Source organism: Nonomuraea sp. bgisy101 (assembly GCF_057708945.1).
The window spans coordinates 30,592-56,614 of record NZ_JBYITD010000019.1 but is presented as its reverse complement, the minus strand read 5'-3'; the positions used below and the strand labels follow the sequence as shown (position 1 = coordinate 56,614).

The window sequence follows — 26,023 nt, the reverse complement described above, 5'->3', positions numbered from 1 at the left end:
GTAGGAAAATTCCTACGTTCCTCGACCCCGCGTCACGCTCGTTCTTTTCATTCATGGCGGAAATGACCGGCAACGTCGACGCGGGGAGTTACCCGTTCCGGCAGCAGCATGTCCACGAAGACCGGCAGATGGTCGGAGGCGTCGCAGGGCACGACTGTCGCCGACCTCACCTCGACGTCCGGCGAGGTGAACACGTAGTCGATGCGGGAACCGGTGGCGGGAAAGGTGTGGCCCGGTCCTGCGCCTGGCTGGGCCCAGGCGTCCCTCAAGGAACGGGTCAGCACGCGGATCTCAGGTGCGCCGGGCAGGGCGTTGAAGTCCCCGGTCAGGATCACCGGCCCCGGCCGTTCGGTGATCAACGCTCGAACGGCTCGTGCCTGTTCCAGCCGTTCGGCCGCGTCGTCGTCCTGGAGGTGGGTGTTGCAGACCTGGACGGGCACGCCGTGGACGACGATCGTGGCCCGCAGCAGTCCACGCTGCTCGCTGCCGGGAAACCTGGGCAGGAAGGTGTTGCCGGAGTCGCGGATGGGGAAGCGGGACAGGATCGCGGTGCCGTACTGGCGGCGCCGGCCTCCGGGAGCGGGCGGGCCGAGGTCCAGGTTGGCGCCGAAGACCACGTCCATGCCCAGTTCGGCGGCCACCCAGGCCGCCTGGTCGACGAACTCGCTGCGGCGCGAGCAATGCCGGTCCACCTCCTGGAGACCGGCGATGCCGGCCCGGCCGGCACGGATCACGTCGGCGACGCGCCGCAGGTCGAGCCGGTCGTCCGGACCTCGTCCGTGGTGGATGTTGAAGGTGGCCACGCGTAGAGGCGGCTGCTCGGGCAACGGCCACCGTCCTTTTCTGTCGAGGGTGCGGCCCGCGCCGATGCGCGGGCCGCACGTGGATCAGGACGCGACGATCTCGTAGAGGGCGATGTTGCCCCACTGGAGGTTCGCGTCGTGGACGGTCAGCCGGATCTTGCGCGTGATGACCGGGCTGGGCAGGGTGATGGTGCTGGTCTCCACCTTCGAGCTGAGTTCCTGCCAGTTCGTCAGATGGTGGGCCGCCTGCGTCACCCAAGCGGTTCCGTCCCAGGTGTCGAGCGAGACGTCGGTGACGCCCTGGCCCTTCGCCCAGGCGGTGTGCAGGGTGACGGCGGCGATCCGCCGGTCCTTGCCGTAGTCCACCACGAACTCGCCGGGGAAGGTGACGCCGGTGCTCGCCGATGCCCACGGGCTGCTCGGATCGCCGTCGACGAGCGCGTCCACGGTGTTCGTCGGCGAAGTCGGGAAGGTGGTGCTCGCCACCGCGGTCGGCCCCGGCCGGTACGGCTCGCTCGCCGCGGGCACGCCGAGGGCGATCTCGTTGATCTGGATCGGGCCACCCGCGGCCGCCTTGACGACGAGGCGGACCTGCGCGGCCTTGATCGTCTCGGGCAGGGTGATCACCTGCTGCTCGACGGTGTCGTCGTCGGTCGTCCAGACCAGCTTCCCGCTCGCCCTGGTGACCCAGTCCCCGTCGTCGCGGGTCTGCACCTCGACATCGGTGATCGCGCGGGAGGCGGCGTGCGCGGCCGACACCGTGACCGTGCGGAAGGCGCGTCCGGTGGCGCTGGTCAGGTCGATGGTGCCGGGCAGGCGCGGCTCGGGCACGCTTCGCCAGGCGGTCGCCGGGTCACGGTCGGCCAGGCGCCGCAGGTGGCCCTTGGGTTCGAAGGACGCGCTCACCTTCGCGGGGGCGATCTCCCGCTGGAAGGCGCCGAGGTCGGGGGCGCCGTCGGGGACGGGCGTGCCCGCGTAGTCGTGCTCGGCCGGCACGCTCACGCCCGCGTCGAAGGCGGGCGAGCCGTCGAGCGGCCGGTACCCCGCAGGGCTCTCCTGGCCGGGCGCGGCGAGCCGGGGGTCGGCGACGACCGCCGCGTGGTCGGCGCCGGTCGGTGGCTGCTCGGTGCCCCAGTAGAGGTTGTGGTCGTAGATGACGCCGTTCTTGTTGTCGAAGCCGGCCCCGGCGAGGTTGACGAAGACGTTGTTGCGCACGACCACCCCCGCCGCGTTGTTGTACAGGCGCACGACCCGCTCGAAGCGGTACGTGCCCGCCCCGCTGTAGGGCGGCTTGACCTCGACGGCGCGGTCGGTGATGTAGAGCGTGTTGTTGAGGAAGTGGGTGCCGGTGGTGGAGGTCGAGGCGGCCAGGCCCTCGTAGCCGTCGTTCCTGCTGACGTTGTACCGGACGACCGTGTCCTTGGTCGGGGCGGCGGTGAAGGAGACCGCCAGGAAGAAGCCGCCGTCGTTGTCGTGGCTGTAGTTGTACTGGACGAGGCTGCGGTTGTTGTCGGCGTCGGCGTCGAAACCGTGGCCGTCGCTGCCCGGGCCGTTGAACCCGGTGTGGGAGACCTCGTTGTGCTGGACCACGATGTCGTCGTTGCCCTGCCACCAGATGCCGACGTTGCCGCCGGTGGTCTTGGTCCTGCCGCGTACGGCGCGCTCCACCCGGTTGCGCTCGATCACGGCGCCCGCGGTGTGCATGGGGGTGATGCCGCCACCGGTCACGTCGTGCACGTAGTTGTCCCGGATGCGGACGCCGGTGCTGGGCGTCCAGGTGACGACCTCGCTGTCGGGGATGCCGGTCTCCACGGGGTACAGGCTGGTCATGCCGCTGCGACGGGACCACGTGGACCACATGATGACGCCGTAGGAGCCGATCTTGGAGATCTCGTTCCGCTCCAGGACGAGGTTGTGGAAGTACGTCGGCGTCGTGTTGCCCCGGATGGAGACGATCAGTCCGGCCGCGGCGACGCTGTGGCCGCCCTGGCCGTTGACGTCATGGATGTTCAGGTTCCGCAGCGTGACGTTCTCCAGCCGGCCCGCGTCCTTGGCGAACAGGTTGACGCCGCTGCGGTAGAGGGAGGTGTCGGCGCTGTAGTTGGTGACCTCCAGGCCGTCGACGGTGAAGTCGTGCACGTTGCTGATCCGGACGGCCGCGTCCACCTGGCCCTGCCCGTCGATGACCGGCTTGGCGCCCTCGCCGTAGGAGCCGACGAGCGCCGGACGCCCAGGCAGGCCCGCACCCTGCAGGCTGAGCCGGCCCTCCCACCGCTGTCCGGCGCGGAACAGCAGCCGGTCACCCGGGCCCAGCAGCACCTGACCGGCTCGGTCCAGGCTCCGCCAGGCCGTGGCAGGGCTTCGCCCCGAGGCCGCGTCGTCGCCTGAGGAGGCGTCGACGTAGAAGGTCTTCCCTGGGCCGGCCGTCCCCGCCTGGGCGGGTACGGCCGGCGACACCATCATGGCGAGCAGGGCGAGCCCCGCCCACCCGAACCGTGTACGCAAACTCTGTTCCTTTCGGGGGGTCATTTGCCGATTCCGGCGGTCATGCCTTCGACGATGCGGCGGCCCAGCCACAGGTAGAGCACGATCATGGGGTAGACCAGGATCACGATCCCGGCGAACAGGCCGCCCCAGTCGGAGCTGTACTGCATGGAGCTGTAGAGGTTGAGCAGCGCCGCGGGCAGCGTGCGCTCCTCGGGCAGCGGCGCGATCAGCAGCACGAGCAGCGTCTCGTTCCACAGGCCGATGATGTTCAGCACGAGGACGGTCATCACGCCGGGCCTGGCGACCGGCAGCACGATGCGGGCGAAGGAACGCAGCGGTCCCGCGCCGTCGATCTCGGCGGCCTCCTCGATCTCGTGCGGCAACGAGCGCATGTACCCGGTCAGGACGAACACCGCGAACGGCAGCGACAGCACCACCTGGAAGATCAGCAGCGTGATGCGGTTGTCCCACCAGCCGGTGACCCAGTCCTCCATGAAGGTGTAGAGCGACAGCTTGATCACCACGACGGGGATGACCAGGGTCTGCAGCGGGATGCTCAGGCCCATCGCGAAGTAGCCGGTCAGCGGGCCGGCCACGCGCCGGTCGGAGCGGGCGAGCACGTACGCCGCGGGCGCCGCCAGCGCCACGATGAGCAGCGAGCCGAGCAGGGTCAGGACCGTGCTGTTCAGCGCGGCGGCGGAGAACTCGGCCGCCTGCCAGGCGGAGGCGTAGTTGTCCCAGTGCGGGTCGGCGGGCAGCGAGAAGGGGTTGAGCCACACCTCGCCGGAGTCCTTGAGGGACTGCATGCCCACCCAGACGACCAGCACCAGGTTGAAGGCCACCCACGCCCACAGGGCGGTCGCGGTGGCGCGCGGCAGCAGGAAATCTCCGATCAGGCGTCTCATGACAGCTCCACTCGTTCGCGCCTGGTGATGCGCCGGGTCAGGGCGATGAGCACGGCGGTGACGAGCAGCACCACGACGCCCATCGCGGCGGCGTTGCCGAGCTGGGGCACGGCGTTCCCGGCCACCAGGGAGTACTGCTGCACCGCCACCGTCCTGGCCTGCAGCGGCGGGCTCCCCGGCGTGCCGCCGGTGGTGAACGCGAGCACGATCTCGAAGACCTTCAGGCTGTTGACCACCCACAGCACGGCCGACACCGCGAAGACGTCCCAGGTCAGCGGCAGCGTGATGTGCCGGAACTGCTCCCACCTGGTGGCCCCGATGAGCTGGGCGTCCTCGTAGACGTGGGCGGGGACGGAGTCGACCGCCGACATCATCAGCGCCACGTAGAAGCCGGTGCTCGACCACACCAGGCCGCCCACGATGCAGCGGAAGACCAGGTCGGGCCCGAGCCAGGGCTGCGGGTCCAGCCCGAACCAGCCGAGCGCGGTGTTGACCACGCCCTCGGGGTTCAGCAGGAAGCCGACGGCGGCCCCCACCGCGATCATCGAGATGATCATCGGCAGGAACATCACGGACCGGATGAAGGCGCGGCCCTTGATGTGCCGCAGCACCACCATCGACAGGAACGTGAAGCCGAACACCAGCCCGCCGCCGGCCACCGCCAGCACGAACGTGTTGACGAACGCCGTGCGGAACGCGTCGTCGCCCAGCAGCGCCAGATAGTTGTCCAGGCCGCGCCAGGTCATCTCCGAGCCCGGCCCCGCCCAGGCGTTGAGGCTGACCCAGAACCCGAACAGCGAGGGCGCGACGAACAACGCGGTGTAGGCGATGAGCGCAGGGAGAAGGAAGGGCCAGAAGGCCCGTTCACGCCCCGGACGCAGAGCCCTGGCCTTGACCGGCGGCGCCACGGGGGGCGCCTGGGTGAGGGTTCCCGCTCCCATCGGCTCAGTTCTTGTTCGCGAGGTAGTCGGCGGTCGTCTTCTTGCCCTCGGCGACGAACGCGGCGGCGTCGATCCTGCCGGAGATGAGCTTGTCGTGCAGCGGCAGGAAGCGGTCGTTCCACCAGGTCTTGTCGGCGGCGGCGTCGTCGTAGGTGCGGTGCGTGGCCGCGGCCTCGGCGACCGCCTTCTGCACCGCCACCAGGTGCTCGGGCGCAGGCACGTCGGCCCGCGAGGGGATGTTCAGCGCGCTGGTGGAGATCTGCTCGACGTACTTCTTCTGCAGCGCGAAGGCCAGGAACTTCTTGGCGGTCGCCACGTTCGCGCCCTTGGCGTTGACGCCCCAGCCGAGCGTGCCGACCTCGACGGAGTTCTTGCCGCCCACCGGGAGCTGGAAGGAGGCGATCTTGACGCCCGCGGTCAGCTTCGGCTTGGTCTCGCTGGCCAGCCAGGTGCCGTTGAGGTTCAGGTCGTAGCGGCCCTGCGCCCATGCGTCCTGGGCGGCGGGGAACTTGGTGGCCATGAAGTCCTTCTGGAAGTAGCCGCCCTTGGCGAGCTGGGCGACCTTCTCGGCCGCCGCGAGGACCTCGGGCTTGTCCCAGGCGGCGGGGTCGGTGGCCAGCGCCTTGAGGCTGCCGGCGCCGTTGGCCCGGACGAGGATGCTGTAGAACCAGTACACGTTGTAGAAGTTGATCGTGCCGTCCTGGCCGATCGGGGTGCGACCGTCCTTCTTCGCCCCGTCGAGGTAGGCGATGAAGTCCTCCCAGCTCTGCGGCGGCGCGCCGGCCAGGTCGGTGTGCTTGGCGGCGTCGAACCAGACGGCGGTGGAGATCACCGTGTGCGGGACGAACGCCAGGCCCTTGTCGTTCGAGGAGGCCTGCCGCACCGACTCGGGAAGGACGTCCTTGGCCGTCTTGCCCTCGCCGGGCACCTGGGCACCCAGCACGTCGTCCAAGGAGGCGACCAGGTTCTGCGCGGCGTAGGTGGCCAGGTTGTCGGTGGAGGTGTCGAACAGGTCGGGGCCCCGGCCCGCGGCCATCTCGGTGGACAGGTTCTCGTTGCCCTTGCGGCCGACGAACTTCACGTCGACCTTGGTGCCGGTCTGCTTGGCGAAGTCGTCGAAGAGCGCCTTGATGATCTTGCCTTGCGGCTCGTCGGCGCCCCACGAGGAGCGGTAGGCCAGTGCCGCCGCCTGGGCGGTGCCCGTCTCGCTGTTCTTCTTGCCGCACGCGGCCAGGCCGAGGGCGAGGGCTCCGACGGTGAGGACGGCCGTCAACTTACGCATGATGGGGGCCTTTCATGGGAGGGTGAGGGGGACGACGGTCCCGGCGTGCCTGGCGCGTTCGGCCGCCCAGACCACCCGGTGTGTCGCGAGGCTCTCTTGGCCGCTGGTCAGCACCAGCGAGGGGTCGCCGTGGGCGATCGCGGCGACGAACGCGTCGAGCAGCGCCTCGTCGCCGCCGCCGTGCCCGGTGGCTGCCGAGGCGTCCGCGTCGGCGCGGGTGTCGATCATCGACACCTTGTCGGTGAGGAAGTCGTGCAGCCGCAAGGTCACGCCGTCGCCCTCGATCGAGCCGTGGGTGCCGAAGACGCGCGTCTTGCGGTGCTCGAGGGCGGCGAAGGCGGTGACCGTGCAGGTGGCGGAGGTGCCGTCGGCGAACTCCATGGTCACGACCTGCGTGTCGACCACGTCGTTGTCGCTGGCGTAGACGCAGCGGCCGTAGGGCCCCTCGCGCAGCGCGGCCAGCACGCCGGCCTCGGTGTGGTCGTGCGTGACCGCCGACAGCGGCCAGAACTCCTTGAGCGGATCACCTAGGCAGCCGAGGTAGATGCGCTTGGCCGAGTAGGGGCAGGTGGACTCGACCGGGCAGTCGAGGCAGCGGTCGGCCGCGCCGGCGGGCCGCCGCTCGGCGCGGAAGTGCACCAGGTTGCCGAAGGAGGAGACCCGCTCCGGCAGCGCGCCCTTCAGGTGGATGATCCAGTCCAGGTCGTGGCACGCCTTGGCCAGCAGCATCGGGGCGGACTCCGCCTCGTTGCGCCAGTTGCCGCGCACGAAGGAGTGCGCCTGGTGCCACCAGCCGACCTGTTCCAGGTGCTGGATGTTCATCACCTGGCCGATGCGTCCCTTGTCGATGAGCGCCTTGAGCGTCCTGGTGTAGGGCGTGTAGCGCATGACGTGGCAGACGGCCAGCAGCACGCCGTTCCGCTGCGCGGCCTCGGCGATGGCGGCGGCGTCGGCCTCGGTAGGCGCCATCGGCTTCTCCAGCAGGATGTGGTAGCCGAGTTCGGCGGCCCGTACGGCGGGCTCGACGTGCATGCGGTCCTGCGTGGCCACGATGATCGCGTCGGCCAGCCGGTCGCGGGCCAGCAGGTCGCGCCAGTCAGCGAAGACGCTCCCGGCCGGGATGTCGTGCTCCTCCGCGAGGCTCTGCCGCCGGCGCGGGTCCGGTTCCGCCACCGCGACGACGCGGGCCCGGCCGCTCTCCAGGGCGTGGCGGGCGTAACCGAGCCCGCGCAGTCCCGCCCCGATGACGGCGAGTGTGACCATGAGTGTCCTCTCCGGATTGGCCGACTTATTAATGGTGCTTGTTTTTATTAGTTGGCGCCGGAGGCTGTCAAGGACGAGATCCGCGGGCGTCCGCGGCCGTGCCAAGGGTCGCCGAGGACCCCGGCGGGCGTGGGCCCGCCGGGGTCGTCGTGCGTATGGGTCAGCGGGTCGTGATCTCGTTGACGGACAGGTTGCCCCAGGTGCGGTTGGCCGCCTTGACGACCAGGCGCAGCTGGGTGGTGGTGACGGCCGCGGGCAGGGTCACTGCCCTGCGCTCGACGGTCGCCGTGTTGCTCGCCCACGTGATCGCCGCGTCGGCCGCCTGGGTGGTCCAGGCCGAGCCGTCCCAGGTCTGGACGTCCACCTTGGTGATGCCCTGGCCCTGACCGAAGTGGGTGGCGAGGACGACCTCGGAGATCCGGCGGGCGCTGGGAAAGGTCAGCGTGATGCTGCCGGGCAGGGTGACGCCGGTGCTCGGGCTGGCCCACGTCACGTAGTCGGACCCGTCGGTGAGCGCGGCCGGGGTGGTCGACTGCCCGTTGCCGAACGTGGTGGCCGCGGCCGGCGCGGCCTCGTTCGCGCCCGGGCCCGCGGCGCGCTGCAGCCCGCCGAGGTCGGGCATGCCCGAGGGCAGCGCGGTGCCGGCCGCGTCCCGGCCGCCGTCGGAGGCGACCTCCAGGCCCTGGGCGAGCGCCGGCGAGGCGGCGGTCGGCAGGTAGCCGCCGAGGGCGCTGATCGAGGTCGCCGAGCCGGGCGAGGTCAGCAGCGGATCGCCGGTCAGCGCGGCCTTGTCCTTGGCAGGCACCGGCCCGCCGTGGAACAGGTTGCGGTCGTAGACGACCTTGCCACTGTCGTTGTAGGGCAGGTTCGCGCCGTTGTGGATGACGTTGTTGCGGAACCTGACGCTGCCGACGCTGGAGTTCCACACCTTGACCAGGCTGAACGAGGCCCGGTCCGGGTGGTCGCGGATGAAGGGCGTCAGCGGCACCCAGATGGTGTTGTTGTAGACGTCGATGTCGGTGGCGTTGGTCGACAGGGCGAACACCTGGTTGGCGTCACCCTGGCTGACGTTGTAGCGGATCGTCGCCTCGGCCGGAGCGCTGCCGGTGGAGACGGCGATGAAGAAGCCGCCCTCGTTGTCGTGGCTGAAGTTGTACTGCACCAGGCTGCGGTGGGCGGAGGCGTCGGCGTCGAAGGCGTTGCCGTCGCCGGCCAGGCCCCAGTACTTCGTCCCGGACACCTCGTTGAACTGCACCACCGTGTCGTCGGTCCCGGCCCACCAGATGCCGACGTTGCCGTGGTTCTGCGCGGTCCTGTCCACCCGGTTGCGCTCGATGAGGGCGCCGGCGGCCTGCATGACCGTGATGCCGCCCGCGGAGATGTCGTGCACGTTGTTGCCGCGGACGACGACGCCGGTGCTCGGCGTCCACGGACGGTAGTCGGCCGCGGGGACGCCCATCAGGTCCTCCCACAGGGAGTTCCAGCCCTCACGTTGCATCCACTGCGACCAGGTGACGATGCCGTACGAGCGGGAGTCGGCGACCTCGTTGTCCTCGATGCGCAGGTTCTGGAAATAGGTGGGGACGTCCTTGCCCCGCGCGCTGACGATGATCCCGCCCGCCGACGGGTTGGACGACTGGCTGCCCGAGGTGGCGCCCTGGATGGCGTGCACGTGGTTGCCGCGGATGGCGATGCCCGGCACGGCGCCCGCGTCGGTGGCGCTGACGCCGATGCCGATGCGCGGAGTGGTCCCGGAGCCGGAGTTGGTCACCTCCAGGCCGCTGACCACGACGTCGTGCTGGTTCTGCAGTTTGACGGCGGCGTCCACCGTGCCGCCGCCCGCGATGAGCGGCTTGGCGCCGGTGCCGTAGGAGGTGAACGTGATCGGGGCGGCGCTCGTGCCCGACCCGTTGGGGGCGAGCCGGCCGTTCCACTGGCCTCCGGCCTTGAAGCCGACGGTGTCCCCCGGCTGGAAGGTCTGGGCGTTGACCTTGCCGAGGGTCTTCCAGGCCGTCGCGGGGCTGCGGCCGTCGGCGTTGTCATCACCGTTCGGATCGATGAAGTAGGCGGTGCTCATTGCGTACGCGGCGGGGGTGAGGACCGGTAACCCGGTCACGGCCAGGACGGCCGCGAGGACCGTTCCGGCCAGGCGTGGACCACGTGCCATGGTGCTCCTTCTCCTGTGGCTCCAGGCCGGGGCGGCCTGGGGCCGGTCAGCTGCGGCTCTCTCCCAGGTCGGGAGCCGCGCGGATCTCGACCCGCGGCTGCGCGGGCGCCTCGTCGAGCTCCAGCACGACGAGGTCGTTGGCGCCCCGGCGCAGCAGCGGCCAGGGCAGGTAGAGGGTGACCTGCGGGCCGCGCGACCAGTAGCGGCCGAGGTTGAAGCCGTTGACCCAGACGTAGCCCTTGCCCCAGCCGGGCAGCGCGACGAATCCGTCTCTGACCTCCTCGACGTGCAGGGTCGCGCGGTGGAACGACGGCCCTGCGGCGCTGGTCTCGCGCCCCCAGGGCAGGGCCTCGATCGAGTCGAGCGGGACGGGGTCGATCTCCCAGCCGAAGACGAACTGCCGCTCGTGCCGCACGCCGCCGGTGACGCCCTTGCTCTCGCCCTGGATCGGGCCGTAGTTGACGCGGCCCATCGCCTCGACGACCAGCGTCACCTCCACGCCGCGCTCCGGGGTGGCGAGGGGCAGCGAGGTGACGGCGTCACGCTCCAGGGTCGCCCGAGGGACGCCGTCGATCAGCACGCGGGCCCGGTCGTGCAGGCCGGTGACCGTCAGCGGCAGCGCCTCCGGCCGCGGTCCGGGCACCTGGCCCCGGTAGACCGCCAGCCCGTACGCCTGGCCGAGCTCCTCGAACGTACGGGGAACGGCGCTGCGCACCGTGCCGGTGGAGAGCACGTCCAGGCAGTCCAGCAGGCTCAGGCGGGCCTCGCAGGCGATCTCTTGCGCGGGCAGCGTGGCGACCGGCTCGCGGGACGGCGCGGGCGGCAGCTCGGTGTGGCGGCCGAGGACCTCGCGGTAGGCCCAGAACTTGGCGGTCGGCTCGCCGTGCTCGGAGATCGGCGCGTCGTAGTCGTAGGAGGTGACCGTCGGCTCGTACCTGCCGTCGGCCTGCTCGCCCCCCGCGTTCGCGCCGGCCATGAAACCGAAGTTGGTGCCGCCGTGCGCCATGTAGAGGTTGACCGACGCGCCCCGGGTGAGCATCTCGTCGAGCAGCTTGGCGACCTCGTCCGGGTCGCGTACGTGGTGCTCCTCGCCCCAGTGGTCGAACCAGCCGTTCCAGAACTCCATGCAGAACTCGGGGTCGTCGCGGTTTCTGGCGAATTCGGCGAAGTGACCGGCCGGGTCGCTGCCGAAGTTGGCGGTCGCGTAGATCTCCGGCACGGTGCCGCCGGTGACCATGAGGCCCCAGCTTCCGTCGGAGGTGAACAGTGGCACGTCGATCCCCCTGCGGACCAGGCCCCCTGCCAGGTGGCGCAGGTAGACGTGGTCGTCGCCGTAGGATCCGTACTCGTTCTCGACCTGCACCATCAGGACGTTGCCGCCCCGGCTGACCTGCCGCGCGGCGATCCGCGGCATCAGCTCGTCGAACCAGCGGTCGACGGGCTCCAGCCAGCGGGGGTCGTGGCAGCGCCGCCGGAACTCCATCCAGGCCGGGATGCCGCCGTTCTCCCATTCCGCGCAGATGTAGGGGCCGGGGCGGACGATCGCGTACAGCCCGGCCTCCTCGGCGGCGGTGAGGAAGCCCTCCACGTCGGCCAGGCCGGTGAAGGTGAACTCGCCAGGACGGGGCTCGTGCAGGTTCCACGGCACGTACGTCTCGACTGTGTTCAGCCCCATCGCCCGCAGCTTGTTGAGACGGTCGGGCCACTGCTGGGGGAGCGTCCTGAAGTAGTGCATGGCGCCCGACAACACCTGGAACGGCTCACCGTCGAGGGTGAGGGCCTGGCGGGTGGCCTGGAAGCGGCGGCTCATGGACATGGAAGCGCTCTTCTCCTGCGCGTCGAGCACTGCCCGACTTATTAACGAAGCGAGGCTAAATATGTGTGGGCAAGCGCCTTCCCGTCAAGAGCCCGCTGCGTGCCCGTCGTGACGGCCGATTCCGGCCGCACCGACGTCAGGAGGGCTGGGCCTCGGGCAGCGTGGCGTCCACGTCGTACAGGCGGGCGTCGACGTGGTCGAGGGCGTGCCGCACCGCGCCGAGCACGACCGCCTGGTCTCCCAGGGTCGAGACGGCCAGCTCCGGCGGTTCCAGGCAGAGCGGGTCGAGATGGCGGCGCAACGGCTCCAGTAGGACGTCACCCGACCGGGAGACGCCGCCGCCGATCACGACCAGGTCGGGGTCCATCGTCAGTACCAGCGCGGCGATGCCCTCGGCCAGGTCATGGGCGTACTGCTCGACCGCCCAGCGCGCGGCGGGATCGCCCTGCCTGGCGGCCGCGAAGACCAGCCCGGCCACCTCCTCGGCGGGCGTTCCCGCCGGAAGGCCGGGGAACCCGGCCAGGTGTGAGGGGGCACGATGCCAGCCGACCAGCGGCAACGCGCCGATCTCGCCGGCCATGCCGCGTCCGCCTGCGTACAGTTCGCCGCCGATCAGCAGACCGGCGCCGGTGCGCACGCCCGACAGCACGAAGACCAGGTCCCGCGCGCCCGTCGCGACGCCCGTCCACCGCTCGGCCAGCGCCGCGAGGTTGCAGTCGTTCTCCACCAGGACCACGGGTCCGATGTCGTCATTCAGCTCGGCCACCAGGTCGACGCCCGTCCACTCGGGCAGGGCCACGGAGAGCTTGACCACGCCCTCCCGCGTCACCACGCCCGTGGTGCCGACGCAGGCGGCCATCAGGCGGCCGGCGTCGAGACCCGCGTCCCGCAACGCCCCGCGGGCGGCGCTCCTGACACCGTCCAGCCTGTCCGCCCGGCTCGCCTCCGACGTCAGCCGGGTGACGGACCGGCCCACGACGTGGCCTTCCAGGTCGCAGACGAGCGCGCGCACGGAGAACGAGCCGACGTCCACGCCGAGCACGTACCCGGCCTCCGCGCGAAAGCGGAACAGCCTCCTGGGCCTGCCCATCTGGCCGGTCTCCGGCGGCGACTCGGCCAGCCAGCCCGAGGCCAGCAGGTCCTCCGCCAGCCCTTCGACGGTGGGCCTGGACAGCCCGGCCCGCGAGGCCAGCTCGGTCAGGCCGATCGCGCCGTGCCCACGCAGCGCGCGCAGGGCAGTGACCATGTTGATCCGTCTCAGCCTGGAAGTGTCACTGCCGCGTACCCGCATGCCGCTCCCTCGATGAACAACGTCAGCAGACAAATGAAAACAGCCATCATTAGTAGCCGCAAGTCGAGGGACCGGCGGGGTGGTGGGCGCGAGCGTAGGGCTGGGATGACAACGATGTCAACGGTTGACTTGCTCCGATCTCTGCGACTACTAAATGCATTGAGTAAACCTACGAGAGGCCGGAGAAGCATGGGCGAGCCAGGAGATGTGTCCCCAGAGACCCCGGGAACTCCTCCGACGATTGCCGATGTCGCCCGGCTGGCCGGAGTGTCGAAGGGAGCCGTCTCGCTGGCGCTGAACGACAAGCCCGGCGTGAGCGAGGAGACCCGGCGGCGCGTCAAACAGGTCGCCGAGCAACTCAACTGGCGGCCCAGCATCCACGCCAGGGCCATGCTCCGCTCCCGCGCGTTCGCCGTCGGGCTGGTGCTCGCCAGGGCCCCCCGGCAGCTCGCAGTGGACCCGTTCTTCGCCGGATTCCTCGGCGGCGTGGAGAGCGTGCTCGACGGCAGCGGGTCGGTGCTGGTGCTTCAGGTCGTGGGCGAGGACGCGGAGAAGGAGGCCGACAGCTACCGGCAGCTGGTGCGCGAACGCCGCATCGACGGCGCGTTCCTGCTGGACATCCGTGACGGCGACCAGCGTCCGGCGCTGCTGCCCGCACTCGGGCTGCCCGCCGTCGCGGTCGGCCCTGCGGGGACGGACTGCGGCCAGGTTCCCGTGGTGGGCATCCGTGACGGCGACGGCATCGCCGCCGCGGTCGGGCATCTCGTGGAACTCGGCCACCGGAAGATCGCGTTCGTCGAGGGGGCGCCCGTCTACCGGCACTCCACGTCCCGCCTCGACGCCTGGCGGCAGGCCATGCGTTCCCACGGCCTGCCCGCCGACCTGCACGACGCCGGGCATTTCACCGGCGAGGGCGGCGCGGCCGCGACCCGGCGGCTGCTGCGCCGAAGGCCCACGGCGATCATCTACGCCAGCGATCTGATGGCCATCGCCGGCATGTCCGTGGCCCGCGAAGCCGGCCTGGAAGTACCCGGTGACCTGTCCGTCACCGGTTTCGACGACAACCCCGAGGCGGCGCACCTGCACCCGCCGCTGACCACCGTCAGGCAGGACCCCGTGGCGGTCGGAGCGGTCGCGGCCGAACTGCTCCTGGCCCAGATCGAGGGGCGGCGGACCACGCCGGAATCGCCGGCGCCCCAGCTGATCGTGCGCGGCTCCACCGCGCCCCCGTCGCCCATGCGCTGAATCGCCCCTCCCCACCGACAGGGCGTGCGCTGAATCCCCCCATCCCCACCAGCAGTAAGGAACGACCCATGTCCGATCACCGTAACTTCGCCATGTCCAGGCGCGGATTCCTGACCGGCGTCGGCGGCCTGGCCGCACTGGCGGCCTGCAGCGGTCCGGGCGGCGGCGCGGCCCCGGCCAAGAGCGGCGGCAAGCAGGCGGTCATCACTCACTGGGACAAGTGGGCCACCCAGGAGCCCTGGGTGAAGAAGGAGATCGAGCTCTTCCAGGCGGCCAACCCCGGCATCACGATCGAGCGCACGATGCAGGCCAGCGGCAACCTCGAGAACCTGCTCGACCTGGCCGCGCGCGGCGGCAACCTGCCCGACGTGTTCATGGTCGCCCAGGACCGGCTGGACGAGCACATCCAGGAGGGCCGCGTCCTGGACCTGTCCAAGTACGCCACGCTGGAGTGGCAGAAGACCTTCCCGGCCTACTCCTTCGTCGAGGGCGTCAACGCGGCCGACGGCAAGATCTACTCGGCGCCGTTCGACGGGTACGCGACCGACGTGCAGCTCTACCTCAACAACCAGGTCTTCAAGGACGCCGGCCTGGTGGAGGCGGACGGCACCGTCAAGATCCCCAAGAACTGGGACGACGTGACGCTGTTCGCCGAGCAGATCACCAAGAAGGGCAACGGCGGCGTGCACGGCCTGGGCTTCGGCAACAGCGCCTTCCCCATCATCCCCTGGTGGGTCAACTTCTTCGTCAACGGCTCGGGCACGCCGGCCACGCTCCCGTCGAGCACCCCGGGCGGCCTGGACCCGAGGACCGGCGCGTTCACCCTGCGCACCGAGCGTCCCTACCTCGACTTCCTCACGCTCTTCCTCGAATGGCGCGACAAGGGCTACATCTTCCCCCAGTCACTCAGCATCGACGACGAGATCTCCCGCCAGCACTTCGCCCGCGGCAAGTTCGGCATGATCGTGGGCGGCGTGTGGAACCAGCCCGGCTGGACCGACCTCGGCTTCACCGACTACACGACCGTCACCATGGTCCCGCAGGACGGGCAGCGCAAGAGCTTCTTCTACCGCGGCGCCGGCTCGGTCCACCTGGCCATCTCCGCCACCGCCAAGAACCCCGACCAGGCGTGGGAGTGGTTCAAATGGTGGCACGGCAAGGACGCCGCCGCGCGGTTCGTGCAGGAGCTCAAGGGCGGCGTCTCGATCCACCCGGAGGCCAACGACCCCAGCAAGATCGACTTCCCGCCGTTCGCCCAGTTCGTCGCCGGGGCCGAGCTCGTGCTGCCCGGCCCGCAGCCGTCGCTGCGCAACCCGGCCACCATCCACGTCGTGCCCAAGCCCGTCACCCCCAGCTTCGAGGACATCTGCACCGGCCTGTACACCGGCCAGATCAAGGACATGCGCGCGGCGCTCACCAAGCTGGCCGAGGACCTGGAGAGGGAGTTCGTCAAGGCGCTGGAGAAGGCCAACAAGGACGGCCACAAGGTGAGCAGGGACGACTACGTCTTCGCCGACTGGGACCTCACCAAGCCCTACAAGTGGGACATCCCCGCCTACCTCGGAGCCTGAGCCCCGATGCCGACCACTCAGCTCACCCGGGCCCGCGTGCCGGGCCCGGCCGCCGGACCGCGGCACGGCCCCTCGCTGTGGCGCCGCGTGCGGGCCAACGGCTGGTCGTACGCGTACCTGCTGCCGTTCGCCGTGCTCACCGGGGCCTTCACCGTCTACCCGATCTTCGCCTCGCTCGGCTACACCCTCTACGACTGGGACGGCATCGGGGAGCCCACCGACTTCGTCGGCCTGGCCAACTTCCGCGAGGTGGTCGCCGACGGCTACTTCTGGAACTCGCTGGCCAACGCCGCCCTTTACACGATCGTCCTGGTCCCGGTCCAGCTCGTCCTGGCGCTTGCCCTGGCACTGGTGCTGAACAACCCGAAGCTGCGCGGCTCCACGTTCTACCGGGCGATCTACTTCCTGCCCGCGGTCACCTCGATCGCGATCGTGGGCATCGTGCTCAAGCTGATGCTGGCCAACTTCGGCGACGCGCTCAGCGAGCCGCTGACCGGCCTCGGCCTCATCGACCGGCCGCTGCAGTTCCTCGGCGACCCCAACACGGTGTTGTGGACGGTCATCGTCATCGGCATCTGGAACACGCTCGGCTACAACCTGATCTACTTCCTGGCCGGGCTGCAGACCATCCCGAAGGACCTGTACGAGGCCGCCCAGCTCGACGGCGCCGGCCGGATCGCCAGATTCGCGCACGTCACCGTACCCGGCCTGCGCAACGTGGGCCTGGTGATCCTGTTCCTGGCGATCATCGGCAGCCTGCAGGTCTTCGACCTGGTCATGGTGCTGACCGGCGGCGGCCCCTACTTCGCCTCCGACGTGGTCAACACCTACGTCTACCGCCAGGCGTTCGGCCAGGTGGGCACCGGCAGGGTGACCGACCCGGACATCGGGCTGGCTTCGGCCGCCTCCTTCTTCTTCGGGCTGCTCCTGCTGGTGCTCACGGCGTGCCAGATGCTGGCGATCAAGAGGCTCCGGGCCCGCAGGGAGCGCGCATGAACCGCCTCGGCACCGCGCCCGCCCGCCGCGCGTTGACCCACATCCTGCTGCTCGGCTTCGGGTTCGCCTACGTCTACCCGTTCCTGTGGGCGGTCGGCAGCTCGCTGAAGTCGAAACTCGACTTCCTCGACACCGGACTGAGCCTGATCCCGCCGGCGCCGCGCTGGGAGAACTACGCCCAGGCGTGGCAGGAGGCCAGCTTCGGCACGTACTTCATGAACACCCTGATCATCTCCGTGACCAGCGTGCTCCTCACCCTGCTCTTCACCGCGATGGCCGGATTCGCCCTGGCCAGGACCACGTTCCCGGGCAAGAAGATCGTGATCGGCGTCATCATGATCACGTTCCTGCTGCCGCACGGATACACGATCATCCCCGTCTTCGACCTGGTGAACGCGCTCGGGCTGCTCAACACGCTGTGGTCGGTGATCCTCGTCCAGGTCGGGGGCGGTCTGGTGTTCGGCACGTTCATGTTCATGGCCTACTTCTCCACCATGCCGCGCGAGCTGGAGGAGGCGGCGCGGGTGGACGGCGCCGGCTTCAACACGTTGTTCTTCCGCGTGATGTTGCCGCTGGCCAAGCCGATGGCGGCCACGCTCGGGCTGTTCACGTTCATCAGCTCGTGGAACAACTTCTTCCTGCCGCTGGTGTTCACGCTGGGCAGGCCCGAGCTGCGCACCGTCGGCGTGGGCCTGTACGCCTTCACCAACCAGACCACCACCAACTGGACGCTGCTGTGCGCCGGGGCGATCATCTCCCTCGCCCCGATCGTGATCGTGTTCATCGTCGCCCAGCGCTACATCGTCGAGGCCATCGCCGGGGCGGTGAAGGCATGAGGCCGCACGTGGTCGTCTTCGGCCTGGACGGGGTGCGCCATGACACGCTCCTGGCCGCCCGCACCCCGGAACTGGACGCCATCGCGGCCGCCGGCTTCCTGGCCCCGGTCCGCGTCAACGACGCCGCCCCGACGATCTCCGGCCCCGGCTGGGCCACGATCGCCACCGGGGTCCTGGCCGACAGACACGGCATCTACGACAACGACCTGACCGGCCACCGAATCGCGAAATATCCGGACTTCTTGACGCGGGTGCGCCTGCCCGACGTCGTGGTGCACGAGGAAGGGCTCACCCCCGCCTACACCGCGGCCGTCGAGAGTTGCGACCGGCGGATCGGCCGGGTGCTGGCCGCCATCCGCCGCCGGCCCTCGTACGCGGGGGAGCGGTGGACCCTGATCGCGGTGACCGACCACGGGCACGTGGACGTCGTCGGCGGCCACGGTGGGGACAGCGAGGCGGAACGCACGGCCTGGATCGCCGCCTGCGGGCCCGGCGTGCCCGCCGAGCCGCCCGCCCGGCTGGAACAGGCCGACGTGCACGCGCACGTGCTGGCCGCGCTGGGCGTCGAGCCGCGCCGGGAATGGGCGCTGGCGGGCCGGCCCTTCTTTCCGCGCCCCGGATGACCGACCGCCTTGCCACGTAGTGATCCATCAAGAGGAGACATGGTGTCGTTGCTGATTCCCCTGGACACCGGATGGACGGTTCGTCCGGATTCGCCCAGTCCGTTGCCCGGCGGGACGGTACTGGCGGCCAGGGTGCCGGGGTGCGTGCACACCGACCTGCTGGCGGCGGGGCTGGTGCCGGATCCGTTCCTGGACGACAACGAGTCGAAGCTCGCCTGGGTGGGCCGGACCGACTGGCTCTACCAGACGTGGCTGCCCGAGCTCGACGACGCCTACGAGCACACCGACCTGGTGTTCGACGGGCTGGACACGGTGGCCGAGATCCGGGTCGGCGACCGGGTGCTGGGACGTACGCGCAACATGCATCGCTCGTACCGCTTCGACGTGACCGGGGCCGCCGGCCCGCTGTCGGTGCGGTTCACCTCGGCCTACACCGAGGCCGAGGCGGTGCGCAAGGAGGTGGGGGACCGGCCCACCACCTACACCGAGCCGTTCAACTTCGTGCGCAAGATGGCCTGCTCGTTCGGCTGGGACTGGGGGCCGACGCTGGTCACGGCGGGCATGTGGCGGCCGGCGCGGCTGGAGCGGTGGAACACCGCCAGGCTCGCCCTGGTGCGGCCGCTGGTGACCGTCGACGACCGCGACGGCCGGGTGGAGCTGCGTCTGGAAGTGGCGCGCACGTCCCGCGACCGGCCGCTGGAGGTGCTGGTGCGGGTCGGCGAGGTGACCGCGCGAGCGGAAATCCCGCCGGATCGCACCGAGGCCGTGGTGGTGGCCGAGGTGCCGCGGGCCGCCCTGTGGTGGCCCAGGGGCTACGGCGAGCAGGCGCTGTACGACTGCGTGGTGGTGCTGTCGGCCGACGGCCGTGAGCTGGACCGATGGGAGCGCAGGATCGGCTTCCGCACGGTCGAGCTGGACACCAGGGCCGACCCCCACGGCAGCGGGTTCACGCTGGTGGTCAACGGGGAGCGGATCTTCACCCGCGGCGTCAACTGGATCCCCGACGACGTCTTCCCCAGCCGCGTCACTCCAGGACGCTACCGGCGTCGGCTCACCCAGGCCACCGAGGCGAACATCGACCTGATCCGCGTGTGGGGCGGCGGCATCTACGAGGACGAGGCGTTCTACGACGCCTGCGACGAGCTCGGGCTGCTGGTGTGGCAGGACTTCCTGTTCGCGTGCGGCGCCTACAGCGAGGAGGAGCCGCTGCGCGGCGAGATCGACGCCGAGGCGCGGGAGAACGTGGCCAGGCTCATGCCGCATCCCTCCCTGGTGGTGTGGAACGGCAACAACGAGAACCTGTGGGGATTTCGCGACTGGGGCTGGGAGGAGCGACTGGCCGGCGCCTCCTGGGGCGAGGGCTACTACCTCGGCCTGCTGCCCAGGATCGTGGCCGACACCGACCCCACCCGCCCCTACTGGCCCGGCAGCCCCTGGTCGGGCTCATGGAGCCGGCACCCCAACGATCCCGCCCACGGCACCACCCATTCCTGGACCGTGTGGAACGAGACCGACTACGCCGACTACACCCTCGACGTGCCCAGGTTCGTGGCCGAGTTCGGCTGGCAGGCCCCGGCCGCCTGGGCGACGCTGCGCCGCGCGCTGTCCGACGCGGAGCTGTCGGCGGACTCACCGCTGCTGAACCACCGCCAGAAGGCCGCCGACGGCGCGGGCAAGCTGGCCCGCGGCCTGGCCCGCCACTTCGACCCCCCGGAGTCGTTCGACGACTGGCACCATCTCACTCAGGTGGTGCAGGCCCGAGCGATCGCCACCGGCATCGAGCACTGGCGCGCGAACTGGCCCGTGTGCGCGGGCACGATCGTCTGGCAGCTCAACGACTGCTGGCCGGTCATCTCCTGGTCCGCCATCGACGGCGACGCCCGGCTCAAACCGCTCTACTTCGAGCTCCGCCGCCTGTACGCCGACCGGCTGCTCACCCTGCGCGAGGACCGGGCCGCGATGATCAACCAGGCCGCGACGCCCTGGGAGGGCAGCCTGCGGGTGCGGCGGATGCGGGTCGACGGCGCCGTCCTGGCCGAAGCGGAGCTGCCCTTCCACGCGGCCGCGCGCACCGTGGTCACGCTGGAACTGCCCGCCGGCCTGGCCGCCGCCGAGGACGTCACCCGGGAGTTCTGGATCGCCGAGGGCGACGGCCTGCGGGCGTGGCGGTTCGCCTGCCCCGACCGCGACTTCGCCTACCCGCCGCCCCGCATGGACGTCGAGGTGCACCCCACCGCCACCGGCTGCCAGGTGACGATCACCGCGCGCACCCTGATCCGCGACCTGTACCTGCACGCCGACCGGCTGCACCCCGCGGCCGCCGCCGATCAGGGCCTGACCACCCTGCTGCCCGGCGAGCGCCACACCGTCGCCGTGCACGGCTGGACGGGCGAACCGGACCAGCTCGACGGCGCCCTTCTCTGCGTCAACCCCCGTCGAACCGCCTGACCTGGAGTCACCGTGCACCTCATCCCCCGCCCGGCCCGCCTGACCACGACGCCGGGCGCCTGGCAGCTCACCGAGACCACCGGCCTCCTCGCCGACCCCGCCGCCGGCGAGGCCGCCGAACTGCTGCGCGAGCTGGTGGGCAGACCCGCGGGCAGCAAGCTGGCCCCGGCGGCCGAGCCCGGCCCCGACACCATCCGGCTGCGGGTGGACCCGGCGCTCGCCGACGAGGAGTACCGCCTGTCGGTCTCCGCCGAAGGCGTGGTGATCACGGGTGGCCGGCGCGGCCTCCCGTTCGCCGTCCAGACGTTGCGGCAGCTCCTTCCCGCGGAGATCTTCGCCACCGGCCCGGACGGGGGAGCGGCGTGGGCGGTGCCGTACGTGGAGATCGAGGACGCGCCGCGCTTCGGCTGGCGCGGCGTGATGCTGGACGTGGCCCGCCACTGGTACCCCGTGGAATTCCTGTACCGGATGGTCGACCTGGCCGCGTTGCACAAGCTCAACGTCGTCCACCTGCACCTGACCGACGACCAGGGCTGGCGGATGGAGATCGACCGCTACCCGCGCCTGACCGAGGTGGGGGCCTGGCGCGCGGAGTCGATGCTCGGCCACTACACCGAGGGCCGCTACGACGGCGTCCCGCACGGCGGCTTCTACACCAAGCGCGAACTGCGCGACCTCGTGGCCCACGCGCGGACGCGCGGCATCACGATCGTCCCCGAGATCGACATGCCCGGCCACATGCGCGCCGCCATCGCCGCCTACCCCGAGCTGGGCGACGACCCGGGCCGCGCGCGGCCGGTGGCCACCGATTGGGGCGTGCACGAGCAGGTGCTGAACGTGTCCGAGGAGACCATCGCCTTCTGCCGCCACGTGCTGGAGGAGGTGCTGGAGGTCTTTCCGAGCGAATGGATCCACGTCGGCGGCGATGAGTGCCCCAAACGCGAGTGGGAGGAGTCGCCGCGGGCCCAGGCGCGCCTGCGCGAACTGGGGCTGCCCGACGCCGACGCGCTGCAGAGCTGGTTCATCGGCCGCATGGCCGCCTTCCTGGCCGAGCACGGACGGCGGCTGATCGGCTGGGACGAGATCCTGCAGGGCGGCCTCACGCCGGGCGCGACCGTGATGTCCTGGCGGGGCGAGCAGGGCGGCATCGACGCCGCCCGGGCGGGGCACGACGCGGTGATGTGCCCGCACACGCACACCTACTTCGACTTCTACCAGGCGGAACCTGACGGGGAACCGCTGGCCATCGGCGGCCTGACCACCCTGGAGCAGGTCTACGCCTACCAGCCGGTCCCCGCCGGGCTGGACGCCGAGGCGGCCGGGCACGTCCTCGGCACGCAGGGCCAGCTGTGGAGCGAATACCTGCCCACCACGGCCCACGTGGAGTACATGGCCTTCCCCCGGCTGTGCGCCCTGGCCGAGGTCGCCTGGGGCACGGCGGGCGAGTACGCCGAGTTCACCGAACGCCTGCTCGCCCACCGCCGCCGCCTGGACCACCTCGGCGTCGCCTACCGCCGCTGACGCACTACGCGAACAGGCGGACCGCCTTCAGGTGGAAGGGGGCGCGCGATCGGAGCACGCGCACCCGGAACCTGGCGGCCTCGACCGGGGCCGGCAGCGTGATGACGCGCTTGGCCCCGACAGTGCCGCAGGCGGCGATCCGTCGCCATCCGGCCGCCTCCTCCGCCTCGACCAGCAGTGATTCGACGAGCTGGCCGTGGCGCAGGTCCTCGGCCAGCACGATCCGCTGGATACGGGCGGGGCCGCCCAAGTCCAGGACGACGCCGTCGCCGTCGGCCGTGCGCGCGGCCCCTTCGGCCAGGTCGCGGGCGAAGTCCCGGTCGATCCGCGCCGACCACTCGCGCAGCACCGCCACGTCGGCGTCGGCCAGCCTGCCCCGCCGGTCCGGCGGCACGTTCAGCAGCAGCACCGCGCCGCGCCCGACCGACTCGTTGTAGATCGTCATCAGCTCGTCGGCCGACTTGGGCTCCTGCTCGGCGTGGTAGAACCAGCCGGGACGGATGCTCACGTCCACCTCCGCCGGCCACCACTGCAGGAAGTCGCCTTCCGCCCGGGCGAGGAAGTCGCGGCCGCCAAGGTCGGGGGCGTCGTAGCGGGCCACGTCGACCCGCTCGCGCTCGACGGTGACCGGGACCACGTTCCACTCGTCCTCGCGGGCCAGGCCGCTCTCGTTGCCGACCCAGCGCACGTCGGGCCCGCAGTTCGCGATCGCCGCCTCGGGGGCCAGCCGCCGGATCAGCGCGTACCAGCTGTCGAAGTCGTACTCCTCCACGTGGCCGGCGGGGATGCGGCCCTGGGAGCCGTCGAACCACACCTCGTCGATCGGGCCGTACCCGGTCAGCACCTCGTGGAGCTGGCCCAGCATGTACCCGCCGTAGTCGGTGGAAGGCAGCGTCAGGTCGCCGATCCGCCTGGGCGTGCGGGGGCTGCCGTTGGCGTACGTGGGCTCGTGCTCGTCGGCCGGTGAGATGTAGACGCCCACCTTCAGCCCATGGGCCCGCATGGAGTCGGCGAACTCCCGCAGCACGTCCCCCTTGCCACCCCGCCAGGACGAGGAGGCCACGCAGTGGCGGGTCAGGGCCGAGGGGTAGAGGACGAATCCGTCGTGGTGCTTGACCGTCAGGATCGCCAGGGTGAACCCGGCGGCCTTCAGCTCGCGCGCCCACTGGTCGGTGTCGAGGTCCTCGGGCTGGAAGGCGTCGGGGTCCTCGTCGCCGTAGCCCCATTCGAGACCGGTGAAGGTGTTCACGCCGAAGTGCAGGAACGCCGTGCGCTCCAGCGCCTGCCAGGCGAGCTGCCGCTCGGTCGGGCGGACCAGGGCGGCCCGTGCCACCACGTCGTCGCCGTTCCCGATCGGCACCCGCCAGCCCGGCTCCGCCGGTCCGTCGGCCGGGGTGGCGCGGTGGGCGCGCCCGCCGTTCAGCGTCGAGGGGTCGAACCTCCCGTCGAAGGCGACCACGCGGATCCGCGAGAGCACCCCGGCCAAGCCGCTCACCACGACGTCGCCGCCGCTCACCGTCACCCCCTCCGTCACCTCGACGGGTTCCTGGCCGGTGACCAGCAGCAGGACCCGCTCGGCCGTCTCCCCCTGGGGGACCAGCCGCACCTCCACCGCCAGCCCGCGCCCGGGCGGCTCGACGGCCACCGCCACACCCTGGCCGTCGCCGTCGAGCAGCAGGCCGTGCCCCGGCCTGATCACCTCGTCACCGGTCAGCCTGCGCACCGCGCCGACCTCGCCCGTCGCGGGCGTGTACTCCTTCGCGGACGTGAACGTCCCGGCGAAACGCACATCCACCAGCACCGTCGTCATGTTCCACGCCTTTCATCAACCATCGGCCGACCAGAAGGGGGCGAGCACGGCGACGCCCTTGTCACCGAGGCCGAACCAGGCGAGCTCGTGGATGGCGAGCCGCCCTTCGGAGGCGCATGTGCTCGATGAATTCTCCCCTTCATCACCCGCAACAAGGAATGGGCTTGGCGCGTACCCGTCAGCGCTCACTCGCGCTCAGTTCGAGCCGCATGTGAGTATCCATGGAGGACCCCGTGGCCTGGCCCTACGTCGACCTCAGCGCCGAAGCCGTCGCCCTCAGCCAGCAGGACCCCGCCCGCCGTCACCCTGTGTTGGGTCCACGCGCTCAAGCTTGGTCCAGCCGGTCCAGCCTCGCTCCTTCAGCAACTCGATCAGCCGGCGAGCGGGCGGCACGGTGTCGAACGCCAGCGTGTCCATCAGCTTGACGAACGGTGGCTCGACGTCGACATCGCCGACGTAGTCCTCGCCCCGCTCGTCGGCCACCCGCGTGATGTAGGCGGCCAGCTTGTCGGCCAGCTCGACCAGCCGCGAGTCGTCGTCGGCCCGGTCGAGAGCCTGGCTCAGGGTGAGATAGAGAGCGATGAGCCGCGGATCGGCGACCTGTTCCCGCTTGCGTGCCATCCACTCCGGCACGCGCTCGGGGGAGTGCGCGGCCAGCGGGATCCAGCCGTCGCGTTCGACCTCGACGATCCGCTCGTCGATCCCCAGCGCCCTCAGCCGGTCGAGAAACTCGACCACCTCCGGTGGCAGCGCCAGGCTGTCGCCGGCAGTGAGGCGGGCGATCCGCTCCCGGTGCCGCTGCCGCTCCCGGATCTCCGCCCGCAGCCGCTTGTCGATGTCTGCGACCGCTGCGGCGAACTCTTCCTCGCCGGCCTGTAGCAGCTCCCGCACTCGCGCCAGCGGGACCCCGGCCTCGGCGAGGGTCCGGATCCTGATCAGCTCGACCACGGAGTCGCCGCCGTACCTGCGATAGCCGGAGGGGTCCCGCTCCGGCTCCGGCAGCAGCCCCTTGGCGTGATAGTGCCGCACCGCGCGCACCGTCACTCCGGCGTACGACGCCAGTTCGCCGATGGTCAGCATCGAACCAGTCTCCTCCTGCAGGAGGTGTTCAAGAAGTCGGCCTGGCCGCTGGAGCCAGTGCACCTCGGATGATCTGGGCGATTTCCTGGGCGTGGGTGAAGACCAGCCGGTGATCGGCGTCGAGCCAGGACGTGGAGATGCGGGGCTGCTCGCGGACCAGCCGGTCCACGCCGGCACGCCAGTTCTGATTGAACCGCGGCGCATGCCCTTCGCCGCTGTCGCCGGCCATCGAGGTAGACATGATCATGCTGATGGGCCGGTCGATCTTCTGGTACCGGTCGAGGATTCCGGACCGGATCATATCGATCTCGACATTGAGCTCGAAGATTTCCTGGGCGGTGAGCAACACCTGACGCGCGCTGTCCCGTCCGGCCTCCTGCTGCGTCGCCATCTCCTCCCACATCGCGCGGAACTCCGGCAGGTCGGCCTCGGTGATGAACGGTTCGGGCACCGGGTTCGCCCCGTCGATGAGAATCAGCTCGGCGACGGCGTCAGGATGCTCGGAGGCATAGTGCACGGCCAAGTCCGCGCCCAGCGAGTAGCCTACGAGCACGGGCGCCGAGGGCGGGTCGAGGCGTCCCAGCTCCGCCAGCACGGCGATGAGATCGCTGAGGAACGCCTCGAAGGAGTACCGGTCGGCGGCCGAGGCGAGGCCATGGCCCCTGAGGTCGAAGGTGACCACGTCGTGGTCGCGCTGCAGCAGCTCGGTCAGCTCGTGCAGATCGGCCTGCGTCGAGCTCAACCCAGGGCACAGGACCAATGGCCGACCCCGGCCACCGCGAGACACCGGGATCGTGACACCGTCGTGGTGGACTGTGAAGTGCCGCATCGCACCGGCTTTCGTCGTCATGCCGACCATGCTGAAGGGTTGACCCTGCGTCAGGGTCAACCGTCGCGGCGACATGACCTCTGCGCACCCGAGGCCGTCGGCGAACCAT

At 70.7% G+C, this 26,023-nt stretch carries 19 protein-coding genes; 7 read left to right on the top strand and 12 right to left on the bottom strand.

Features of this window, described 5'->3' with window-relative positions; all coding sequences use genetic code 11:
* Nucleotides 1-47: 47 nt before the first annotated feature.
* From AC3EO4_RS31625 to AC3EO4_RS31585, 9 genes are all read right to left on the bottom strand, one after another.
* Entirely contained in the window at nucleotides 48-827 is a 780-nt protein-coding gene (locus tag AC3EO4_RS31625; protein WP_431898964.1) for an endonuclease/exonuclease/phosphatase family protein, read from the bottom strand.
* Nucleotides 828-887: 60 nt separating this feature from the next.
* Nucleotides 888-3,308, bottom strand: coding sequence for a discoidin domain-containing protein (locus AC3EO4_RS31620; RefSeq protein ID WP_431898963.1), 2,421 nt, complete (start codon nucleotides 3,306-3,308; stop codon nucleotides 888-890).
* Between the two features lie 20 nt (nucleotides 3,309-3,328).
* Complete coding sequence (locus AC3EO4_RS31615; RefSeq protein WP_431898961.1) at nucleotides 3,329-4,195, bottom strand: carbohydrate ABC transporter permease; 867 nt, start codon at nucleotides 4,193-4,195, stop codon at nucleotides 3,329-3,331.
* A complete protein-coding gene (locus tag AC3EO4_RS31610; protein WP_431898959.1) occupies nucleotides 4,192-5,136 on the bottom strand; it encodes a carbohydrate ABC transporter permease in 945 nt (314 codons plus the stop codon). Before AC3EO4_RS31610 ends, AC3EO4_RS31615 begins: the two co-directional genes overlap by 4 nt.
* Nucleotides 5,137-5,140: 4 nt before the next feature.
* Nucleotides 5,141-6,418, bottom strand: coding sequence for an ABC transporter substrate-binding protein (locus tag AC3EO4_RS31605; RefSeq protein ID WP_431898958.1), 1,278 nt, complete (start codon nucleotides 6,416-6,418; stop codon nucleotides 5,141-5,143).
* A gap of 12 nt (nucleotides 6,419-6,430) precedes the next feature.
* Nucleotides 6,431-7,681, bottom strand: coding sequence for a Gfo/Idh/MocA family protein (locus AC3EO4_RS31600; RefSeq protein ID WP_379582332.1), 1,251 nt, complete (start codon nucleotides 7,679-7,681; stop codon nucleotides 6,431-6,433).
* 160 nt (nucleotides 7,682-7,841) lie between these two features.
* Nucleotides 7,842-9,848 carry a right-handed parallel beta-helix repeat-containing protein gene (locus AC3EO4_RS31595; protein ID WP_379582330.1) on the bottom strand — a complete coding sequence of 669 codons (2,007 nt, stop codon included), beginning with the start codon at nucleotides 9,846-9,848 and terminating at the stop codon, nucleotides 7,842-7,844.
* Between the two features lie 46 nt (nucleotides 9,849-9,894).
* Complete coding sequence (locus AC3EO4_RS31590) at nucleotides 9,895-11,664, bottom strand: glycoside hydrolase family 35 protein (RefSeq protein ID WP_379582328.1); 1,770 nt, start codon at nucleotides 11,662-11,664, stop codon at nucleotides 9,895-9,897.
* Between the two features lie 136 nt (nucleotides 11,665-11,800).
* Nucleotides 11,801-12,910 (bottom strand): ROK family transcriptional regulator, encoded by a 1,110-nt coding sequence (locus tag AC3EO4_RS31585; RefSeq protein ID WP_379582326.1) that lies wholly within the window; start codon nucleotides 12,908-12,910, stop codon nucleotides 11,801-11,803.
* A 252-nt stretch (nucleotides 12,911-13,162) separates the two neighbouring features.
* Between AC3EO4_RS31585 and AC3EO4_RS31580 the strand changes: the two genes are divergently transcribed.
* The 7 genes from AC3EO4_RS31580 to AC3EO4_RS31550 all read left to right on the top strand — a co-directional run bounded on the left by AC3EO4_RS31580 (nucleotide 13,163) and on the right by AC3EO4_RS31550 (nucleotide 22,195).
* Nucleotides 13,163-14,200, top strand: coding sequence for a LacI family DNA-binding transcriptional regulator (locus tag AC3EO4_RS31580; RefSeq protein ID WP_379582324.1), 1,038 nt, complete (start codon nucleotides 13,163-13,165; stop codon nucleotides 14,198-14,200).
* Nucleotides 14,201-14,268: 68 nt separating this feature from the next.
* Entirely contained in the window at nucleotides 14,269-15,771 is a 1,503-nt protein-coding gene (locus tag AC3EO4_RS31575) for an ABC transporter substrate-binding protein (RefSeq protein ID WP_379582322.1), read from the top strand.
* Nucleotides 15,772-15,777: 6 nt separating this feature from the next.
* Complete coding sequence (locus tag AC3EO4_RS31570; protein WP_431898956.1) at nucleotides 15,778-16,767, top strand: carbohydrate ABC transporter permease; 990 nt, start codon at nucleotides 15,778-15,780, stop codon at nucleotides 16,765-16,767.
* Complete coding sequence (locus tag AC3EO4_RS31565) at nucleotides 16,764-17,603, top strand: carbohydrate ABC transporter permease (RefSeq protein ID WP_379582318.1); 840 nt, start codon at nucleotides 16,764-16,766, stop codon at nucleotides 17,601-17,603. The genes AC3EO4_RS31570 and AC3EO4_RS31565 overlap by 4 nt, the downstream gene beginning before the upstream one ends.
* A complete protein-coding gene (locus tag AC3EO4_RS31560; RefSeq protein WP_431898953.1) occupies nucleotides 17,600-18,226 on the top strand; it encodes an alkaline phosphatase family protein in 627 nt (208 codons plus the stop codon). Before AC3EO4_RS31565 ends, AC3EO4_RS31560 begins: the two co-directional genes overlap by 4 nt.
* A gap of 39 nt (nucleotides 18,227-18,265) precedes the next feature.
* Complete coding sequence (locus tag AC3EO4_RS31555; RefSeq protein ID WP_431898951.1) at nucleotides 18,266-20,674, top strand: glycoside hydrolase family 2 protein; 2,409 nt, start codon at nucleotides 18,266-18,268, stop codon at nucleotides 20,672-20,674.
* A 12-nt stretch (nucleotides 20,675-20,686) separates the two neighbouring features.
* Complete coding sequence (locus AC3EO4_RS31550) at nucleotides 20,687-22,195, top strand: beta-N-acetylhexosaminidase (protein WP_379582312.1); 1,509 nt, start codon at nucleotides 20,687-20,689, stop codon at nucleotides 22,193-22,195.
* A gap of 4 nt (nucleotides 22,196-22,199) precedes the next feature.
* Here AC3EO4_RS31550 and AC3EO4_RS31545 read toward each other — a convergent pair whose 3' ends face one another.
* The 3 genes from AC3EO4_RS31545 to AC3EO4_RS31535 all read right to left on the bottom strand — a co-directional run bounded on the left by AC3EO4_RS31545 (nucleotide 22,200) and on the right by AC3EO4_RS31535 (nucleotide 25,935).
* Nucleotides 22,200-24,005, bottom strand: coding sequence for an alpha-L-fucosidase (locus tag AC3EO4_RS31545; protein WP_431898949.1), 1,806 nt, complete (start codon nucleotides 24,003-24,005; stop codon nucleotides 22,200-22,202).
* Between the two features lie 276 nt (nucleotides 24,006-24,281).
* Nucleotides 24,282-25,085 carry a MerR family transcriptional regulator gene (locus AC3EO4_RS31540; RefSeq protein ID WP_431898947.1) on the bottom strand — a complete coding sequence of 268 codons (804 nt, stop codon included), beginning with the start codon at nucleotides 25,083-25,085 and terminating at the stop codon, nucleotides 24,282-24,284.
* 28 nt (nucleotides 25,086-25,113) lie between these two features.
* Nucleotides 25,114-25,935, bottom strand: a complete 822-nt coding sequence (locus tag AC3EO4_RS31535; protein WP_431898945.1) for an alpha/beta fold hydrolase — start codon at nucleotides 25,933-25,935, stop codon at nucleotides 25,114-25,116.
* Nucleotides 25,936-26,023 lie beyond the last annotated feature (88 nt).

Excerpts from the sequence above, each read along its gene's own strand:
- AC3EO4_RS31615 (WP_431898961.1), bottom strand. The coding sequence starts at position 4,195 with ATGAGACGCCTGATCGGAGATTTCCTGCTGCCGCGCGCCACCGCGACC.
- AC3EO4_RS31610 (WP_431898959.1), bottom strand. The coding sequence starts at position 5,136 with ATGGGAGCGGGAACCCTCACCCAGGCGCCCCCCGTGGCGCCGCCGGTC.
- AC3EO4_RS31605 (WP_431898958.1), bottom strand. The coding sequence starts at position 6,418 with ATGCGTAAGTTGACGGCCGTCCTCACCGTCGGAGCCCTCGCCCTCGGC.
- AC3EO4_RS31600 (WP_379582332.1), bottom strand. The coding sequence starts at position 7,681 with ATGGTCACACTCGCCGTCATCGGGGCGGGACTGCGCGGGCTCGGTTAC.
- AC3EO4_RS31595 (WP_379582330.1), bottom strand. The coding sequence starts at position 9,848 with ATGGCACGTGGTCCACGCCTGGCCGGAACGGTCCTCGCGGCCGTCCTG.
- AC3EO4_RS31590 (WP_379582328.1), bottom strand. The coding sequence starts at position 11,664 with ATGTCCATGAGCCGCCGCTTCCAGGCCACCCGCCAGGCCCTCACCCTC.
- AC3EO4_RS31585 (WP_379582326.1), bottom strand. The coding sequence starts at position 12,910 with ATGGTCACTGCCCTGCGCGCGCTGCGTGGGCACGGCGCGATCGGCCTG.
- AC3EO4_RS31575 (WP_379582322.1), top strand. The coding sequence starts at position 14,269 with ATGTCCGATCACCGTAACTTCGCCATGTCCAGGCGCGGATTCCTGACC.
- AC3EO4_RS31570 (WP_431898956.1), top strand. The coding sequence starts at position 15,778 with ATGCCGACCACTCAGCTCACCCGGGCCCGCGTGCCGGGCCCGGCCGCC.
- AC3EO4_RS31565 (WP_379582318.1), top strand. The coding sequence starts at position 16,764 with ATGAACCGCCTCGGCACCGCGCCCGCCCGCCGCGCGTTGACCCACATC.
- AC3EO4_RS31560 (WP_431898953.1), top strand. The coding sequence starts at position 17,600 with ATGAGGCCGCACGTGGTCGTCTTCGGCCTGGACGGGGTGCGCCATGAC.
- AC3EO4_RS31555 (WP_431898951.1), top strand. The coding sequence starts at position 18,266 with ATGGTGTCGTTGCTGATTCCCCTGGACACCGGATGGACGGTTCGTCCG.
- AC3EO4_RS31545 (WP_431898949.1), bottom strand. The coding sequence starts at position 24,005 with ATGACGACGGTGCTGGTGGATGTGCGTTTCGCCGGGACGTTCACGTCC.
- AC3EO4_RS31540 (WP_431898947.1), bottom strand. The coding sequence starts at position 25,085 with ATGCTGACCATCGGCGAACTGGCGTCGTACGCCGGAGTGACGGTGCGC.
- AC3EO4_RS31535 (WP_431898945.1), bottom strand. The coding sequence starts at position 25,935 with ATGACGACGAAAGCCGGTGCGATGCGGCACTTCACAGTCCACCACGAC.